Annotated in this window: 14 protein-coding genes and 1 pseudogene; 6 read left to right on the top strand and 9 right to left on the bottom strand. The window is 73.1% G+C overall.

Annotation, left to right across the window (positions count from 1 at the left end):
* Nucleotides 1-259 precede the first annotated feature (259 nt).
* Together ACIQOU_RS28410 and ACIQOU_RS28405 are read right to left on the bottom strand one after the other, a co-directional pair.
* Nucleotides 260-1,372 carry a sensor histidine kinase gene (locus ACIQOU_RS28410; RefSeq protein ID WP_401540772.1) on the bottom strand — a complete coding sequence of 371 codons (1,113 nt, stop codon included), beginning with the start codon at nt 1,370-1,372 and terminating at the stop codon, nt 260-262.
* Between the two features lie 2 nt (nt 1,373-1,374).
* A complete protein-coding gene (locus ACIQOU_RS28405; protein WP_401540770.1) occupies nt 1,375-2,100 on the bottom strand; it encodes a response regulator transcription factor in 726 nt (241 codons plus the stop codon).
* Between the two features lie 170 nt (nt 2,101-2,270).
* Between ACIQOU_RS28405 and ACIQOU_RS28400 the strand changes: the two genes are divergently transcribed.
* Genes ACIQOU_RS28400 through ACIQOU_RS28390 form a run of 3 tightly spaced genes read left to right on the top strand, consistent with a single transcriptional unit; the run spans nt 2,271 to nt 4,329 of the window.
* Nucleotides 2,271-2,960 (top strand): glycosyltransferase family 2 protein, encoded by a 690-nt coding sequence (locus ACIQOU_RS28400; RefSeq protein WP_401540767.1) that lies wholly within the window; start codon nt 2,271-2,273, stop codon nt 2,958-2,960.
* Nucleotides 2,957-3,574: a DUF2064 domain-containing protein gene (locus tag ACIQOU_RS28395; RefSeq protein WP_401540764.1), complete on the top strand. Its 618-nt coding sequence runs from the start codon at nt 2,957-2,959 to the stop codon at nt 3,572-3,574. The genes ACIQOU_RS28400 and ACIQOU_RS28395 overlap by 4 nt, the downstream gene beginning before the upstream one ends.
* Nucleotides 3,571-4,329 carry a class I SAM-dependent methyltransferase gene (locus tag ACIQOU_RS28390; RefSeq protein WP_401540761.1) on the top strand — a complete coding sequence of 253 codons (759 nt, stop codon included), beginning with the start codon at nt 3,571-3,573 and terminating at the stop codon, nt 4,327-4,329. Before ACIQOU_RS28395 ends, ACIQOU_RS28390 begins: the two co-directional genes overlap by 4 nt.
* A 379-nt stretch (nt 4,330-4,708) precedes the next feature.
* On the opposite strand, the gene ACIQOU_RS28385 is transcribed toward ACIQOU_RS28390, so the two are convergent.
* Nucleotides 4,709-6,088 carry a molybdopterin-dependent oxidoreductase gene (locus tag ACIQOU_RS28385; RefSeq protein WP_401540758.1) on the bottom strand — a complete coding sequence of 460 codons (1,380 nt, stop codon included), beginning with the start codon at nt 6,086-6,088 and terminating at the stop codon, nt 4,709-4,711.
* A gap of 66 nt (nt 6,089-6,154) precedes the next feature.
* Between ACIQOU_RS28385 and ACIQOU_RS28380 the strand changes: the two genes are divergently transcribed.
* Nucleotides 6,155-7,486: a hypothetical protein gene (locus ACIQOU_RS28380; RefSeq protein ID WP_401540755.1), complete on the top strand. Its 1,332-nt coding sequence runs from the start codon at nt 6,155-6,157 to the stop codon at nt 7,484-7,486.
* Nucleotides 7,487-7,526: 40 nt separating this feature from the next.
* On the opposite strand, the gene ACIQOU_RS28375 is transcribed toward ACIQOU_RS28380, so the two are convergent.
* Genes ACIQOU_RS28375 through ACIQOU_RS28360 form a run of 4 tightly spaced genes read right to left on the bottom strand, consistent with a single transcriptional unit; the run spans nt 7,527 to nt 11,726 of the window.
* On the bottom strand, nt 7,527-8,267 hold the full coding sequence (locus ACIQOU_RS28375) for an aspartate/glutamate racemase family protein (protein WP_401540753.1): 741 nt from the start codon (nt 8,265-8,267) through the stop codon (nt 7,527-7,529).
* The gene (locus ACIQOU_RS28370; protein ID WP_401540750.1) at nt 8,264-9,289 is read right to left on the bottom strand and encodes an ornithine cyclodeaminase family protein; all 1,026 of its coding nucleotides are present in this window, start codon (nt 9,287-9,289) and stop codon (nt 8,264-8,266) included. The genes ACIQOU_RS28375 and ACIQOU_RS28370 overlap by 4 nt, the downstream gene beginning before the upstream one ends.
* Nucleotides 9,286-10,194 carry an ABC transporter substrate-binding protein gene (locus ACIQOU_RS28365; RefSeq protein ID WP_401540747.1) on the bottom strand — a complete coding sequence of 303 codons (909 nt, stop codon included), beginning with the start codon at nt 10,192-10,194 and terminating at the stop codon, nt 9,286-9,288. Before ACIQOU_RS28365 ends, ACIQOU_RS28370 begins: the two co-directional genes overlap by 4 nt.
* Before the next feature lie 47 nt (nt 10,195-10,241).
* A complete protein-coding gene (locus ACIQOU_RS28360; RefSeq protein ID WP_401540745.1) occupies nt 10,242-11,726 on the bottom strand; it encodes an MFS transporter in 1,485 nt (494 codons plus the stop codon).
* Between the two features lie 353 nt (nt 11,727-12,079).
* Here ACIQOU_RS28360 and ACIQOU_RS28355 point away from each other — a divergent pair, with 353 nt between their 5' ends.
* On the top strand, nt 12,080-12,784 hold the full coding sequence (locus tag ACIQOU_RS28355; RefSeq protein WP_401540742.1) for a GntR family transcriptional regulator: 705 nt from the start codon (nt 12,080-12,082) through the stop codon (nt 12,782-12,784).
* 8 nt (nt 12,785-12,792) lie between these two features.
* Here ACIQOU_RS28355 and ACIQOU_RS28350 read toward each other — a convergent pair.
* Nucleotides 12,793-12,921, bottom strand: a pseudogene (locus tag ACIQOU_RS28350) (MerR family transcriptional regulator); the annotation flags it as partial.
* Between the two features lie 86 nt (nt 12,922-13,007).
* On the opposite strand from ACIQOU_RS28350, the gene ACIQOU_RS28345 reads away from it, so the two are divergent.
* On the top strand, nt 13,008-13,694 hold the full coding sequence (locus ACIQOU_RS28345) for a pentapeptide repeat-containing protein (RefSeq protein ID WP_401540740.1): 687 nt from the start codon (nt 13,008-13,010) through the stop codon (nt 13,692-13,694).
* Nucleotides 13,695-13,781: 87 nt separating this feature from the next.
* Here ACIQOU_RS28345 and ACIQOU_RS28340 read toward each other — a convergent pair whose 3' ends face one another.
* On the bottom strand, nt 13,782-14,594 hold the full coding sequence (locus ACIQOU_RS28340) for a protein kinase (protein ID WP_401540737.1): 813 nt from the start codon (nt 14,592-14,594) through the stop codon (nt 13,782-13,784).
* Between the last annotated feature and the right edge of the window lie 9 nt (nt 14,595-14,603).

Genomic DNA, 14,603 nt, shown 5'->3' with positions numbered 1-14,603 from the left:
GGGAAGCAACGGGGCCTTGGCGGCGGACGTGAACTGGGCCTGGTGCGCGCGGATGCGCGGCGGATGCGCGGCGGATGCGCGGCGGATGCGCGGCGGAGGTGGGTCGGGGGTGGGGTACCGCCTGCTCGAAGAGCATCGAAGGGCATCGAAGGGGCGTGAAGGGCATCCAAGAGCCTCGAAGGGCTTGCGGCGTGCCGAGGGCCGTGTCTGCGGTGTGGTCCGTCGGGCAGGTCCCGGGACCGTCGTTGCCGCCCCCTGTTCAGGAAACGGCGGCGGGTAGCAGTACCTCGAAGCGGCAGCCGCCCGGGATGTTGCGTACCGTGGCCCGGCCGTGGTGGGCCTCCACGATGCCGCGCACGATGGCGAGGCCAAGTCCCGCGCCCGCCGGGGGCGTCCGGGCGTGCGTGCCACGCCAGCCGGTGTCGAAGACGCGGGCCAGATCCTCCTCGGGGATGCCGCCGCAGCCGTCCGTCACGGACACGACCACGCCCTCGGGCGAGCGCGCGGCGGCCACCGCGACCGTGCCGTCGGCCGGGGTCCGGCGGATCGCGTTGACCAGCAGGTTGCCCAGGACGCGGCTCATCTCCTTGCCGTCGACCTCGACCGGGACGGCGGCCACGTCGTCCCCGACCAGCCGTACGCCGTGCGCGCGGGCGAGCGGGTCGGCGCCGGCGAGGGCGTCACCGATCAGGTCGTAGAGGGAGACCCGGGCGTACGTCAGCGGCAGCGTGCCGGCGTGGATGCGGGAGAGTTCGAAGAGGTCACCGACCATGCCGTTGAGGCGTTCGACCTCGGTGCGGATCTGTCGCAGGTAACGGTCGGGGTCGGCGGCGACGCCGTCCTCCAGCGCCTCGGACATGGCCCGCAGCCCGGCCAGCGGGGTGCGCAGGTCGTGGGAGATCCAGGCGACCAGTTCACGGCGGGAGGTCTCCAGCGCGCGTTCCCGGTCGCGGGACGCGGCGAGCTTGGCGCTGGTCGCCGCCAACTCCCGTCCGAGTGACTCCAGTTCGGCGGTGGCCGGGCCGTCGGGCGCGGCGAAGGCGCCGCCGTCACCGAACGAGCGGGTGGCGGCGGCGAGGGCGCGGCTGCGGGCGACGACCCAGCGGCCCAGCAGCAGCGCCGTCGCGAGGGAGACCACGGCCGCCATCGCGACCACGGTCGTCACCACGGTGAGGTCGTGCGGCGACAGGAACATCGCCCAGGCGACGGCGAGCGTGCCCGTGAGCATGGCGACCACGCCGACCGCCGCTGTCACGGCGAGCGAGGCGGTGAGCGAACGGCGGCGCAGCAGGCGCAGCGCACCGGCCCCGGCCAGGCCGGTGACGGCGGCACCGGCGAAGGCGTACAGGGCGATGAGGAGGGTGTCGCGCACGGTCAGCTCTCCTGCCCGCCGTCGGGTGCGAAGCGGTAGCCCACGCCCCACACGGTCTGGATCAGCCGGGGCCGGGCCGGGTCGTCCTCGACCTTGCCGCGCAGCCGGCGGACGTGCACGGTGACCGTGGACAGGTCACCGAAGTCCCAGCCCCACACCTCGCGCATCAGGTCCTCCCGGCCGAACGCCCGCCCCGGGTGGAGCAGGAAGAAGGCGAGCAGGTCGAACTCCCGCAGGGTGAGGGCGAGTTCGCTGCCGTTCTTGGTGGCGCGGCGGGCGGCCGGGTCGACGGTCAGCCCGGCCGCGCTCAGCACCCGCGTCCCCGTCGCGGGGCGGGTGCGGCGCAGCACCGACTCCACTCTGAGGACGAGTTCGCGCGGGCTGAACGGCTTGGTGACGTAGTCGTCGGCGCCGACCTCAAGGCCGAGGACGCGGTCGTCCTCGTCGCCGCGCGCGGTGAGCATGATGACCGGCACGGGCCCGTGGCCGCGCATCCTGCGGCAGACCTCCAGGCCGTCCATGCCGGGCAGCATCAGGTCCAGCACGACGAGGTCGGGCCAGTGCGCGGCGGCCCGGGCCAGGGCCGCCGGACCGTCGTCGGCCCGGTCGACGGCGTATCCGGCCCGGTCCAGGTATCCGGCGACGACCTCCGCGACCGTGGGGTCGTCGTCGACGACCAGGACCCGGGTGCGGGCGTCCGCGCCGCCCGTCTCGTACGGCTGCTGCATGCGCCCAGCCTCGCACCCGGCCGGCCTCCGTGCGGCTCCCGTCGGCCCCCGGCGCCTGGACGTCCACGTTTCGTAAGGAGTGGACGTTCGCGTTCCGCAGGAGCCGACGTTCGCGTTTCGTAAGGAGCTAAGGACCGATATGCCCGATTCCGGTTCGTAGGGTGAGAGCCGTGATCACCGACGCGGACGTAGATGTCGTGCTCCCCTGCCTGAACGAGGCCGAGGCCCTCCCCTGGGTCCTGGCCCGGATTCCGGCCGGCTGGCGAGCCCTGGTCGTGGACAACGGCTCCACCGACGGTTCCGGGGAGATCGCCCGGGCCCTCGGGGCGACCGTCCTGCACGAACCCCGGCGAGGGTTCGGCGCCGCCTGCCACACGGGGCTCACCGCGGCCACCGCCGAGATCGTGTGCTTCTGCGACTGCGACGCCTCCCTCGACCCGGCCCAGCTGGAACCGTTCGTCCGCGAGGTCCGTTCCGGCGCGGCCGACCTGGTGCTCGGCCGCCGCCGACCGCAGCGACGCGGTGCCTGGCCTGCGCACGCCAGGGCCGGGAACCTCGCGCTCGCCCGGCTGCTGCGCCGCCGTACCGGACTGCGCCTGCACGACCTCGGCCCGTTGCGCGCCGCCCGCCGGGAACCCCTGCTCGCCCTCGGCCTCACCGACCGGCGCAGCGGCTATCCGCTCCAGATGGTGGTCCGTGCCGCCGCCGCGGGCTGGCGCGTCGCCGAGCACGACGTGCCCTACCTGCCCCGCACCGGCGCCTCGAAGGTGACGGGCACCTGGCGCGGCACCTGGCAGGCGGTGCGGGACATGAGCCGCGTGCTGAACGAGGCACCCGTGGGCGAGCGGACGGCCCGGTGACCACCCTCCTCGTCATCGCCAAGGAACCGGTGCCCGGTCGGGTCAAGACCCGGCTCACCCCGCCGTTCACGCCCTCGCAGGCCGCGTCGCTCGCCGAGGCCGCGCTCGCCGACACCCTGCGGGCCGTGGCCGCCGCGCCCGCCGCCCGCCGCGTCCTCGTGCTGGACGGCGCACCCGGCCCCTGGCTGCCGCCCGGCTTCGACGTCGTTCGGCAGGGCGCGGGCGGTCTCGACGAACGGCTCGCGGCCGCCTTCGCCGGGTGCGCGGGCCCCGCCCTGCTGATCGGCATGGACACCCCCCAGGTGACGCCCGAGCTGCTCACCGTCGACTTCGCGGAGTGCGACGCGTACCTCGGTCCGGCCGAGGACGGCGGCTTCTGGGCCCTCGGCCTGGCCGACCCTGACCCCGCGCTGCTGCGGGGCGTGCCCATGTCGACGCCCGTCACCGGCGCCGTCCAGCGGGAGCGGCTGGTGCGGGCGGGGCTGCGGGTGCGGGACCTGCCCCGGCTGCGGGACGTCGACACGGCCGCCGACGCCCTTGCGGTCGCCGCGCTCGTTCCGCACGGGGCGTTCGCGGCCCGCCTGGACCGGTACCGGCCGGTGACGCTCCCATGACCGGCACGCCCGCTCCGGCCGCCTGGGCCGTCGCCGACCCGTACGCCACCGCCCTGCGCACCGGCCGGGGCCCGCTGTTCCTGCGCCGGGCCGACGGGTGGCTGCTCCCGCTCGACGTCGAACGCTGGTGCGCGCACGCCGACCCGGTCGACCTGGACGCGCTCGACCGGTGCGAGGGCGCCGTGCTGGACGTCGGCTGCGGCCCCGGGCGGCTGGTCGCGGCGCTCGCCGCGCGCGGCCGGACCGCCCTCGGCATCGACGTCAGCGAGGCCGCCGTTCAGCACGCGGTACGGCTCGGAGGGCAGGCGCTGCGCCGTTCCGTCTTCGACTCCCTGCCCGGCGAGGGCCGTTGGGGCACCGTCCTGCTGATGGACGGCAACGTCGGTATCGGCGGCGATCCGCGCGCCCTGCTGCGCCGGACGGCCGGGCTGCTTCGCCCCGGTGGCCTGCTGATCGCCGAGACCGCGCCGGTGGACATCGACGAACGGGCCGAGGTGCAGGTCGTCGACGTCGCTCACGGCGACGGCCCGGACGGCACGTTCCCCTGGGCGCGGCTGGGCACCCCGGCGCTGCTGCGGCACGCCCGCCGGGCCGGGTGGCGGGCCGTCGGTCAGTGGACGGCCGGAGGGCGCTGTTTCGTCGCCCTGCGCAGCCGCAGTGCCAGCAGCAGCGCCGAGGCCGCGAAGAGCACGGCGGTGATCAGCAGCCAGCGGGCCAGGAAGCCCGCCGGGGAGACTCCGGTGGCCAGCCGGTAACGCCGGTCCACCATCCCGCTGATCAGCGGGAACCACACCAGCAGCAGCAGGCAGGACCAGGCCGCCGGGACCCGGACGTACCCCGTCCACTCCCGGTGCCGGGCCGCGTCGAGCCCCCGGGTGACGGCCCGGTCGAGCGCCGCGTACAGCGGCACCAGCACGAGGTCGTGCAGCAGCGCCGCCCCCACGAACCACACCGCCACCCCGAACCAGTCCCCGGCCAGCAGCCGCACGCCCGCATACCCGACGAGGGCGAACGACGCGGCGAGCACCAGCAGTTGGAACGGACTGCCGATCGGAATCCTCGGCCACCTCACCCGTCCCCGCATCGGCATTCTCGGCCCCCTAACCCGTCCCCGCATCGGCATCCTCGGGCGCATCACAGGTCTCCGAACGTCATGCGGGCCACCCACTTGGTGTTGAGCACGCCGGGCGCCGCGGGCACGATGATCCGCGCCGGGAAGCCGTGGTCGGGGGAGAGTTCCTCGCCGTTGACGTACAGGGCGAGCAGGGAGCGGGCGTCGGCGACCTGGTTGGCGCGCAGGGCGGCGTGCCGGAAGGCGCCGTGCCGTTGGAGGGACTCGACGAGCACGTCCGGCGGATCGACGTCGTGGCCGACGAGCGCGGCGAGGTCGCGCAGCCGCACCCCGCGCCACCACTGGTCGGACGTCGACCAGCCCTCGACGCAGGCGATGGGCAACGCCGCGCTGTGCAGGGGGAGGCGGGCCAGTTGGGCCCGGCTCAGGCGGACGGTGCCGGTGCGTCCGGTGACGACGAGACGCCAGGCGTCCTCGGTCGTCTCGGCCGCGTCGATCCCCGCGTACCGGGCGGTCTTGTTGATCTGGAAGCCGTTCGGACCGCTGCCCGGTGCGGCTCCCCCGTGCGGGGCCAGCAGGGCGGTGCGCCGCAGCACGCCGTCGAAGCCGCGCCCGACCGTGGTCACGAACAGCAGCAGCGAGCCGCCCCCGACGAACCACAGGGCACCGCGCCGCGAGAAGGTCGCCGGATCGGGCCGCGGGGAGACCAGATCGGACGGGACGGAGGCGGAGGCGACCGAGACGGACGGGACCAGGTCGGCAGAGGCCCGCTCGGACGGGACCGGCGCCGACGGAACCGGGGCCGACAGCACCGGGGTGGACAGGTCCCGCTCCCCCAGGTGGCGCAGGTTCCGTACCGCCGCCGGGGTCTTCAGGACGGCGTGGGCGGTGAACGCGGCGAAGAACACCCACGCCCCGTAGAAGTGGAGCGGGTAGAAGGAGCCCGGGAAGACGTAGTCCAGCTGGATGTTGAGCACGCCCGTCACGAACTCGAACAGGGCCCCGCCGACCAGCAACAGCAGCGAGAGCCGCTCCAGCGCGTGGGCGAGCGAGCGGGCCGGCGGCAGGGTGAACAGCCTCGGGATCACCGACCACAGCTTGGCCAGCAGCACCGGGATCAGCGTGATGCCGAGCGTGACGTGCACGCCCTGGTTCAGCCGGTACAGCCAGGCCGGGTGGGTCGGCCAGGAGAAGAGGTAGAAGCCGAGCAGCCCCTTGCCCGGGGTCTGGTCGTTCACCGGGGCCAGGTTCGGGTTGTAGGCGGCGTACGACACCAGCCCCGTCACGAACAGCACCGTGATCCCGCCGAGCAGGACGACGCCCAGCACCGAGGTCAGCCACGGGCCGCGCAGGGGGCTGCGCCAGAAACCCGGCGAGGAAGGAGACCATGTCATGGCTCGACCGTAGGTCCGGCACACCCCCGCAACGGCTCCACGACCCATGACGAAACGCTGACGTCCGGCCCGGACGGACGTATCCCGGCCCTCGCCCGGCCTAGCGTGCGGGGGGTGAACCGCCCCCTCCTGCGCGATCTGTACGCCGTCGTGGCCGCCGTCCTCCTCGTCACGGCGGCCGTCCTGGTCGGACGCCACCTCCAGCTCACCTACCACAACCTGTTCGTCAACTGGCCTCCCGTGCTGGCCACTTGGGCCCCGCACGTCGGCCCCGGCACCCCGGCCGCCGTCCTCGTGGCGGCGGCCGGGGTGGCCTACGGTCCCGCCCTCGCCGCCCGGCTGCGCTGGCGGGCCCTGCTCGTGACGGCCTGGGCGACGTCGACCGTCTGGATCGTCTCCCTCGCCCTGGTCGACGGCTGGCAGCGGGGCATCGCGGGGCGGCTCTCCAACCCGCACGAATACCTCGGGGCCGTCGCCCGCTTCCACGACATCCCGGCCACCCTGCGGGACTTCACCCACCACATCGTGCTGGGCACCCCGGCCCCCTGGCCCACCCATGTCGCCGGGCACCCCCCGGCGGCGACGCTCACCTTCGTCCTCCTCGACCGCGTCGGGCTGCGGGGCGGCGGCTGGGCCGGGGTGTGGTGCATCGCCGTCGGCGCCACGGCCTGTGTGGCCGTGCTGGTCGCGGTCCGGGCGCTGGCCGGCGAGAGCCTCGCCCGACGGGCGGCGCCCTTCCTGGTCCTGGCCCCGGCCGCGGTGTGGATGGGCACCTCGGCCGACGCCTACTTCACGGCGGTCGCCGCGTGGGCCGTGGCGCTCCTGGCGCTGGCGGTCACCGGCCGGTCGCCCTGGTGGGCGGCGGCGTCCGGCCTCCTGACCGGGCTCACCTGCTACCTCTCCTACGGCCTCACCCTCGTCGCCGTTCTCCTCGCGGCGGTGCTCCTGCTGGGCCGACGGCGGGTCGGGCAACGACCTCTGCTGCTCGCGGCGTCGCTCGCCGGTCTGGCCGTCGTCCCGGCGGTCTTCACGCTCGCCGGGTTCGACTGGTGGGAGGCGTACCGGCTGCTGGTCACGCGCTACCGCCAGGGCGTGGGCGGCATCCGCCCCTACGGCTACTGGGTGTGGGCGAACCTCGCCTGCACGGTCCTGATCACCGGCCTGGCGACGGCACCGGGACTCCGGCGGACCGGTGCCGTGCTGCTGCGCCGGAGCACCCGGCCCCCCGAGCACGTCCGCCTCGCCGTTCTCGTGTCCGCAAGCCTGCTCGCCGTCCTGGCCGCCGACCTGTCCGGCATGAGCAAGGCCGAGACGGAACGCATCTGGCTCCCCTTCGCGGTCTGGCTGCTACCGGCCTGCGCGTTCCTGACCCGCCCCCGCGCCTGGCTGACCGCCCAGGTCGTACTGGCCCTCCTCCTCAACCACCTGCTGCGCACGGGCTGGTGACGGCGAGGCCCCCGTCACTGCCCGCACGGTCCGGCGCGCGTCAGGCACCCCTCTCACCTCCTTGAACGCCCGGCCCGAGGGTGCGGAGTTTGGGCAGCGGAGCCGCGTACGTTCCGCTCTTGCTGGTGGTGAGGCGGCGGTGGGCCAGCGATTCGACGAGGCCGACCGCGCAGCTGACGCCGTCCACGACGGGGATGCCGAGCCGGTCGGCCATGCGGGTGTCGAGGCCGCTCATGCCCGCGCAGCCGAGGCAGATGACCTCGGCGCCTGCGGCCATGGCCCGGCGGGCCGCGTCGAGGAACGCCTCCTCCGTGGCCGCCGGGTCGCGTTCCAGGTCGAGCACGCCCAGGCCGGTGGCGAAGACCCCGGCGCACCGGTCGAGCAGCCCGGCGGTGCGCAGGCTGTCCTCGATCTGGCCCGCCGCCCGGGCGAGGGTGGTGACCACGCCGAAACGGCGGCCCAGGACGAGCGCGTAGAGGGCGGCGGCCTCCGTGATGTCGACGACGGGCACGTCGAGGAGTTCGCGTGCCCCTTCACGGCCGTGTTCACCGAAGCCCGCCATGACCACCCCGTCGACCGGCTGGTCGAGGTTCTGGAGAAGGTCCAGAACGGCGGCGGCGCTGAGGAAGCTGTCGAACCAGCCCTCGGCGGAGGCGACGCCCCAGCTGGGGGTGAGCGGCAGGATGCGGGTGCCGGGCAGGGCGACGGCACGGGCACCGGCGGCGATGGTGTCGGTCATGGCGGTGCTGGTGTTGCAGTTGACGACAGCGATCACGGTCACCGCGCGGCCCCCGCTCCCGCCGCCAGGTGCAGGCCCGAAGTGCCGTACGCGGTAAGGGTGTTGAGGCCGATCCCGGCGGTCCGCGCGCGCTCCACGGCGAGGGCCGCGTAGGCGAGGTCCTGGAGGGCGATGCCGACCGAGTTGAACAGGGTGACCTCCTGCGCGTCGCTGCGGCCCGGGGCCGATCCGGCCAGGACCGCGCCGAGTGCGCGGGTGAAGGTCTCGGCCGTCGTGGCTCCCTCCGCGATCGAGAGCACGGCTTCTCCGGACTTGAGGAGTTGGGTGGGGGTGCTGTCCACGACGACGCTCGCGCGAGCCATGCCCGCCGCGTCGATCTCGCGGTGGTCGGGGCGGGGCGGGGCGCCGACCGCGTTGATGTGCTGGCCGGGGCGGAACCACTCCCCGTGCACGACGGGGAGCCGGGCCGGGGTGAGGGTGCAGACGATGTCCGCCGCCTCCACCACGCCCCGCGCGTCGGGCGCCTCGACAACGTCGACGAGGTCACCGACCGCGTCCCGGAAGGCGCGCACGGTGGCCGGGGAACGGGACCAGACGTGCACGGTGTCCAGGGCGCGGACCTCCCGCAGCGCGTGTACGTGCTCGATCGCGAGGCGTCCCGCGCCGACCAGCCCCAGCACGCGGGCGTCCGGGCGGGCCAGCGCGTCGGTGGCCACCGCGCTGGCCGCCGCCGTCCGCGTCCGGGTGCCGACCTCGCCGTTCAGGACGGCGAGGCACTCTCCGGTGCGGGCGTCCAGGAGCAGGACCGTGGAGCGCTGGGTCGGCAGCCCGGCCGCGCGGTTGTCGGGCGCGTCGGACATGACCTTGACCGCCGAAAGACCCAGCCGGTGGGAGGTCGCGGCCATCGGCAGGAACTGGGTGGTGCCGGTGCCGGGGAACGCCACGGGGGCGGGCTGTTCGGCCCGCCCCTCGGCGAGATCGACGAGGGCGGCGCGGACCGCCCCGATCACCTCGGCGCGGCTGACCAGCCCGGTGAGGTCGGCGGAGCCGAGCAGCAGCGTCACCGGTACTCCGCCATGAAGCTGTCGTCGGCGAGGGCGGCGTAGGAGGGGGCGGAGGTGACCAGGCCGCCTTCCGCGAGGATGCGCATCCAGCGGTCGCTGGCGCTCTCGTCGATGGCCACGGTGTCCCACACGGCGCTCTGGGCCATCTGGCGCTGCGCCTCGCGCAGGATGCCCTGGTCCTTCTCGGGCCAGCGGTGCTTGAGGATGGCGTCGAGGGTCCCCGCGTCGACGGTCGGCACGAGCCGCATCGCGGTGTCGATGCCGCTGACGAAGCGGGAGATGCGGTCGCGGAGTTCCTCGACGCGCTCGGTGCGGCAGTAGTAGACGCTGTTGGGCATGATGCCGCCGTCGTCGAGGTGGCGGAAGACGATCCGGGCGGCGCCCGACGCCTCCAGTTCGGTGGCGGTGACCAGGTCCGCGATGATGGCGTCACCGAGCCCGGCGGTGAACAGTTCCACGAGCATCGCCGTGGACAGGTCGCGGACGAAGCGGATGCCGCCCGGGTCCACGCCCGCCTCGCGCAGCAGCCCGGCGGTGAACTCGTAGGGGGCGCTGCCGCCCGCGCCGGGCGCCAGAACGACCTTGCCGAGCAGGTCCTCCAGAGCGAAGCCGGCGGAGGTGTCACCGCCGTTGCGGAGGGCGATGGCCATCGGGAACTGGTGGTTGAGCTGGCACACGACGCTCAGTTCGCGGGGGCTGCCCGCGTACATGGCCGGTACCCACAGGCCGCCGAGCGCGATGTCGGCGCGGCCGGATTCGAGGTCGTCGAGGACGCCGGTCCACGGGTCGCAGGCGACGGCGGTGACATCGAGCCCCGCGTCCTGGAAGAGCCCTTCCTGATCGGCGAGGTATTCGGGCAGGTAGTTCAGGCCGTTGGCGGTGGCGGAGACGGTGAGCTTGTCCATGTGGGTGTCCTTTTCCAGGGGGATTACGGCGGCGCGGGTGCCGCTGGTCAGGCGTGGGTCGGTGCGGGGGCCGTGGTCTCGTTGACCTCTTCGAGCGTGCGGCTGCGGGTCTCGGGGGCGAACCGGGAGGCGATGACGAGCACCGCGTACATCACCGCGACCATCCCGAAGACACCGGCGAACGAGAACCGGCCCCACAGGGCGACGGCGGCGAAGGGCATGACGGCTCCGGCGATGTTGCCGATGCCGTTGACGATGGAGGTGCCGCTCGCCCGGATCGGGGTCGGGTACAGCTCCGGGGACCAGACGGCGAGGGTGGTGTTGGTGAGCATGGTGAAGAACTGGAAGAGCGCGCCCAGGACGAGGATCGCCGCGGTCTGGTGGGCGAACACCGCGAAGGCGACGGCGGTGAGGCACCCCAGGCCGCCGGCCACCCCGATGACCGGCCGCCGCCCGCAGCGGCTCGCGAGCAGCGCCGAGGCACAGGCCCCGAGCAGCGAGCCGACGTTCATGATCATCGTGTAGAGCAGGCTGTCGGACAGGGTGTAGCCGCGTTCGGTCAGCAGCGTCGGCATCAGGAAGTTGAGGGTGACCTGCGCGCCGAACGCCATCCAGGAGGCGGCGCCGATGGTGACCGTACGGGACAGCACCGAGCGGCCGAAGACCGCCGCCGGTGACGCCTTCACCTGCCGGGCGGGGATGTCCGCCTCGGTCAGCACGGGCGGCACGGACCGTACGTGTTTCGGGTCGAGCCGGTCGCCGGTCAGCCGGGCCAGGGAGTGGTTGGCCTCCTCGACGCGGCCCTGGGAGAGGAGGAAGCGGGGGGTCTCCGGCAGGCGCCGCCGGTATACCACCACGATCAGGGCGGGCAGGGCGAGGATCACGAACGTCCACCGCCACACCAGCTGATCGCCGCCGAGCGTGGGGGCGAGCGGTCCCAGGAACAGCAGGAACAGGCCGTAGGAGAGGAAGTTGCCGACGCCGCCGGAGCCGACGTTGAGGATGGCGACGAGGGTGCCGCGGTGGCGGGTGGCGACCATCTCGCACAGCATCGCGATGCCGATGGTGAACTCGCCGCCCAGGCCGATGCCCACGATCAGCCGACTCGCCAGCAGGGTCGGGTAGTTCAGCGCGACGGCGCTGAGCAGTCCGCCCAGGGTGTAGACGAGGAGGTTGACGCTGAGCGAGGTACGGCGGCCGTACCGGTCGGCGATCCAGCCGCCCGCGAACCGGCCGATCAGTCCGCCGAGCACGGTGAAGCTGTTGATCGCCGTCAGTTCGTCGTTGCCGATGTGCAGGGACGACTTGATGAGGCTGCCCATCGCCCCCACGGAGTTCTGCTCCAGGGTGTCGAAGAACATCCCGGCCAGAATGATCATGAGGACCCAGAACTGGGCCCGCGTGAACCCGGCCTCGTCGAGAGCCCGCGCGAGGGTGTTACTGGCCGGGTGCGCCGACGGCGACGCGGAGACCTGCGGCGCGGAGAGCTGCGGCGCGGAGAGCTGCGGCGCGGAGAGCTTCGGCGCACTCATACGGCACCCGCCGGGGATGCGGGGGCCGCGCTCGGGGCGAGGGTCGGGGTCGGGGTCGGGGTCGGGATGAGGGTCGAGATGGGGGTCGGAATGAGGGGCGGGGTCGTGCGGTCCAGGTGACTCGTTTCGGTGCGATCCATGAGGGCCTCCGTCAACCAGTGCGTCCTATTGGTATACCAACGGGGCTCAGATGACCACAGGGCTGCGATGTTAACTCGACGTAAGGGCTGACGGCATCAGATTCCAGCCCCGTAAAAACCCCAGGTGAGAGGGGTTTCCGTCAAACTCAAACGCCGCAGAACCCGATCAAGCCCCCTGGGGGCTGAAACGGAACCTCGGCTATCTTGTATGCCATGACACTCACGGAGTCCTCGGGCACCGATGGCCGTTCCCTGGTCCACAAGGTCTACGAGTACCTGCGGGACGGCATCATCGAAGGCGATCTGCCGCCCGGCACACGGCTGTTGGAGCGCGAGCTGTCCGAGCGCCTCGACGTCTCGCGCATCCCGATCCGCGAGGCGCTGCCCCAGCTTGAGGCGGAGGGGCTGATCACCACGCTGCCCCGGCGCGGGTCGATGGTCACCCAGCTGACCCTGCGCGACATCGACGAACTGTTCAGCGTGCGCACGAGCCTGGAAGTGCTGGCCGCCCGGCTCGCCAGCGGACAGGCCGCCGCCCGCTCCACCGCGCTGCTCTCGCCCGCCTTCGCCCGCGCCGAACTCGCCACGGCCGAGGGGCAGCAGGCCGAGATCGCCGCCGCCAACGCGGCCTTCCACGAAGCGATCGTGCGCCTGTCGGGCAGCCGCCTGCTCAACTCGATGATGGCGCCCATCAGCGCCCGCGTGCGCTGGCTGTTCCGGCTGACCTCCGACCGCGACCCGGGCATCCTGTGCACGGAACACCGCGAGCTGTACGAGGCGATCTGCGCAGGCGACACGGAACTCGCCGCGTCCCTGGCCTACGTCCACGTGGAACGGGGTCGCCGCCCGTCACTGGAGTCGCTGGCGGGGGTACTGCCGCCCGGCGCGGACCCCGCCGGGGCTGACGGGCTGGGCTGACGCGCGGGGGTGACGGGTGCGTCTTGGGCGGATAGCGCTTCGGCCAGTTCACGACAGCGCAGGCGGGCTGGGAAGAAGTCGTAGGGCATCTTGCCGATGGCTTCGAACGTGCTCATGGAGTCGGCCTCCCGCCTGCCCCGACGATCGTTGAAGGAGCGTGGGACAACCGGCCCACGTGGAACACCTGGGCGGAGCAGAAGTAGCCCGCGCTGAAAGGCCGTTGATGGCAACCCGCACGATCCGCCGTACGAGCGTCACCCTTCCCGCCCTGGATGAGCCGGGCCGCTACCTCTCGAACGTCACCTCGCTGGAGGGCGGCCGGGGCAGGCTCGCGGAGTTCCAGTACACGGACGCCGACCTCCGCGAACTCGACCTGGCCGAGACCCACTTGCTGGACGGCCGCGTCACCGGCCTCACCTCCAGGCGCACCCGCTTCGACCAACTCCGCGTGGATTCCGTCGAGTTCACCGGCTGCGACCTGGGCTCCCTGCGGTGGACCGACACCAAGGTGAGCAGGGCGGTCTTCCGTGACTGCAAGCTGATGGGCGCCGCCCTGGAGGACATCACCCTCGACAACGTCCTGTTCGACAACTGCACGTTCGGCTACGCCACGCTCACCCGCGTCCGCACGGCCGGACCCGTGATCTTCTCCGGCTGCGCACTGCGCGAGACCCTCTTCAACGCCGCCGAGCTGACCGCCGGCCTGTTCGACGCCTGCGACCTCCGGCTCACCGAGTTCGACGGCGGCCAGCACCGCGGCCTCGACCTCCGAGGCAACGACCTCTCCCACCTCCGCGGCCTCACCTCACTCCGGCACGTCGTCATCGACCGCCCCCAGACCCTCCAACTGGCCGAGGCCCTGGCCGCAGAACTGGAGGTCACCTTCGGCGAAGACACCGACGGCAGGTAGCCCCGGACCGGTGCGATCCCTTGCGGGGCAACGAGGTTGACGGCGACCTCCACGCACTGGCCGCCCAGAGCACCGCTCCCCGTTCCTTTACCCGCCCTGCTCCACCCCGCCCCCCCGATGCCCGGCCCACGCCCGGCATGCCTCGGCCATCGCCCTCAGCCACCCGGCATCCGGCTTGCGAGCCAAAAACGCCTCGCCCATAAGGGAGTTGGCGCCGGCGAAGGCGTCGATCGCGGCGGGGTCGGCCTGTTGCCACGCCGGGCATCGGGCGACCCATCCCTCGGCGGACGCCGGGGTGTGTCCGGAGGCGATGAGCTGAACGGCGAGGAGAGCCGGGTCGAGGAAACCGGCGCCCCGGGTCGGCCAGGACCAGTCAACGACCCACAACTCCCGTTCTCCGACAAGGAAGTTGCTCGGATTGACGTCCGTGTGGAGAAGCGAGTCCCCCTGGAACAGTTCCGCCTCAGAACGGTCCCTCGCGAACCGGTCCCACCGGGTCTCACGCCAGTCCCGCGCCACCTCCGGAAGCGGGAGTCGGCCGACCCGGGCAACGGCGTCGACCACGAGAGGCAGGTCCAGTGACCCGGGAGCGAAGTCGGCGTCCCGGCCCTCGACCGCCTCAAACCCCAGGACCACCCACCCGTCGTCCTCCACATCCCACAGCAGAGGCGGGGACAGCGACCGCACGGACGCGTTGACCAGCCGTTCCCGGAGGAGGGAGTCCCGTCGGCCGCCGGGCCGGTTGCGGACGGCCTTGACGAAGAAGGCGCCCTTCTCGCAGCCGACCAGTGCCGTCAGATCCGAGCTGAACCCACCTGCGGTACACCGGAGTTCGGAGACCGGGCCGGTGTGTTCCTGGATCAGGGCGAGGATCGCGGGGTCGGGGAGGTCGGTATGCATCAGCCGTTC

It is taken from the genome of Streptomyces sp. NPDC091279 (assembly GCF_044757465.1).
Lineage (GTDB): Bacteria > Actinomycetota > Actinomycetes > Streptomycetales > Streptomycetaceae > Streptomyces.
This window is presented reverse-complemented; position numbering and strand designations above follow the sequence as displayed.

Coding starts and splice junctions, on each gene's coding strand:
- ACIQOU_RS28405 (WP_401540770.1), bottom strand. CDS start 2,100: ATGCAGCAGCCGTACGAGACGGGCGGCGCGGACGCCCGCACCCGGGTC.
- ACIQOU_RS28390 (WP_401540761.1), top strand. CDS start 3,571: ATGACCGGCACGCCCGCTCCGGCCGCCTGGGCCGTCGCCGACCCGTAC.
- ACIQOU_RS28385 (WP_401540758.1), bottom strand. CDS start 6,088: ATGGGTCGTGGAGCCGTTGCGGGGGTGTGCCGGACCTACGGTCGAGCC.
- ACIQOU_RS28365 (WP_401540747.1), bottom strand. CDS start 10,194: ATGGACAAGCTCACCGTCTCCGCCACCGCCAACGGCCTGAACTACCTG.
- ACIQOU_RS28360 (WP_401540745.1), bottom strand. CDS start 11,726: ATGAGTGCGCCGAAGCTCTCCGCGCCGCAGCTCTCCGCGCCGCAGCTC.
- ACIQOU_RS28355 (WP_401540742.1), top strand. CDS start 12,080: ATGACACTCACGGAGTCCTCGGGCACCGATGGCCGTTCCCTGGTCCAC.
- ACIQOU_RS28345 (WP_401540740.1), top strand. CDS start 13,008: ATGGCAACCCGCACGATCCGCCGTACGAGCGTCACCCTTCCCGCCCTG.
- ACIQOU_RS28340 (WP_401540737.1), bottom strand. CDS start 14,594: ATGCATACCGACCTCCCCGACCCCGCGATCCTCGCCCTGATCCAGGAA.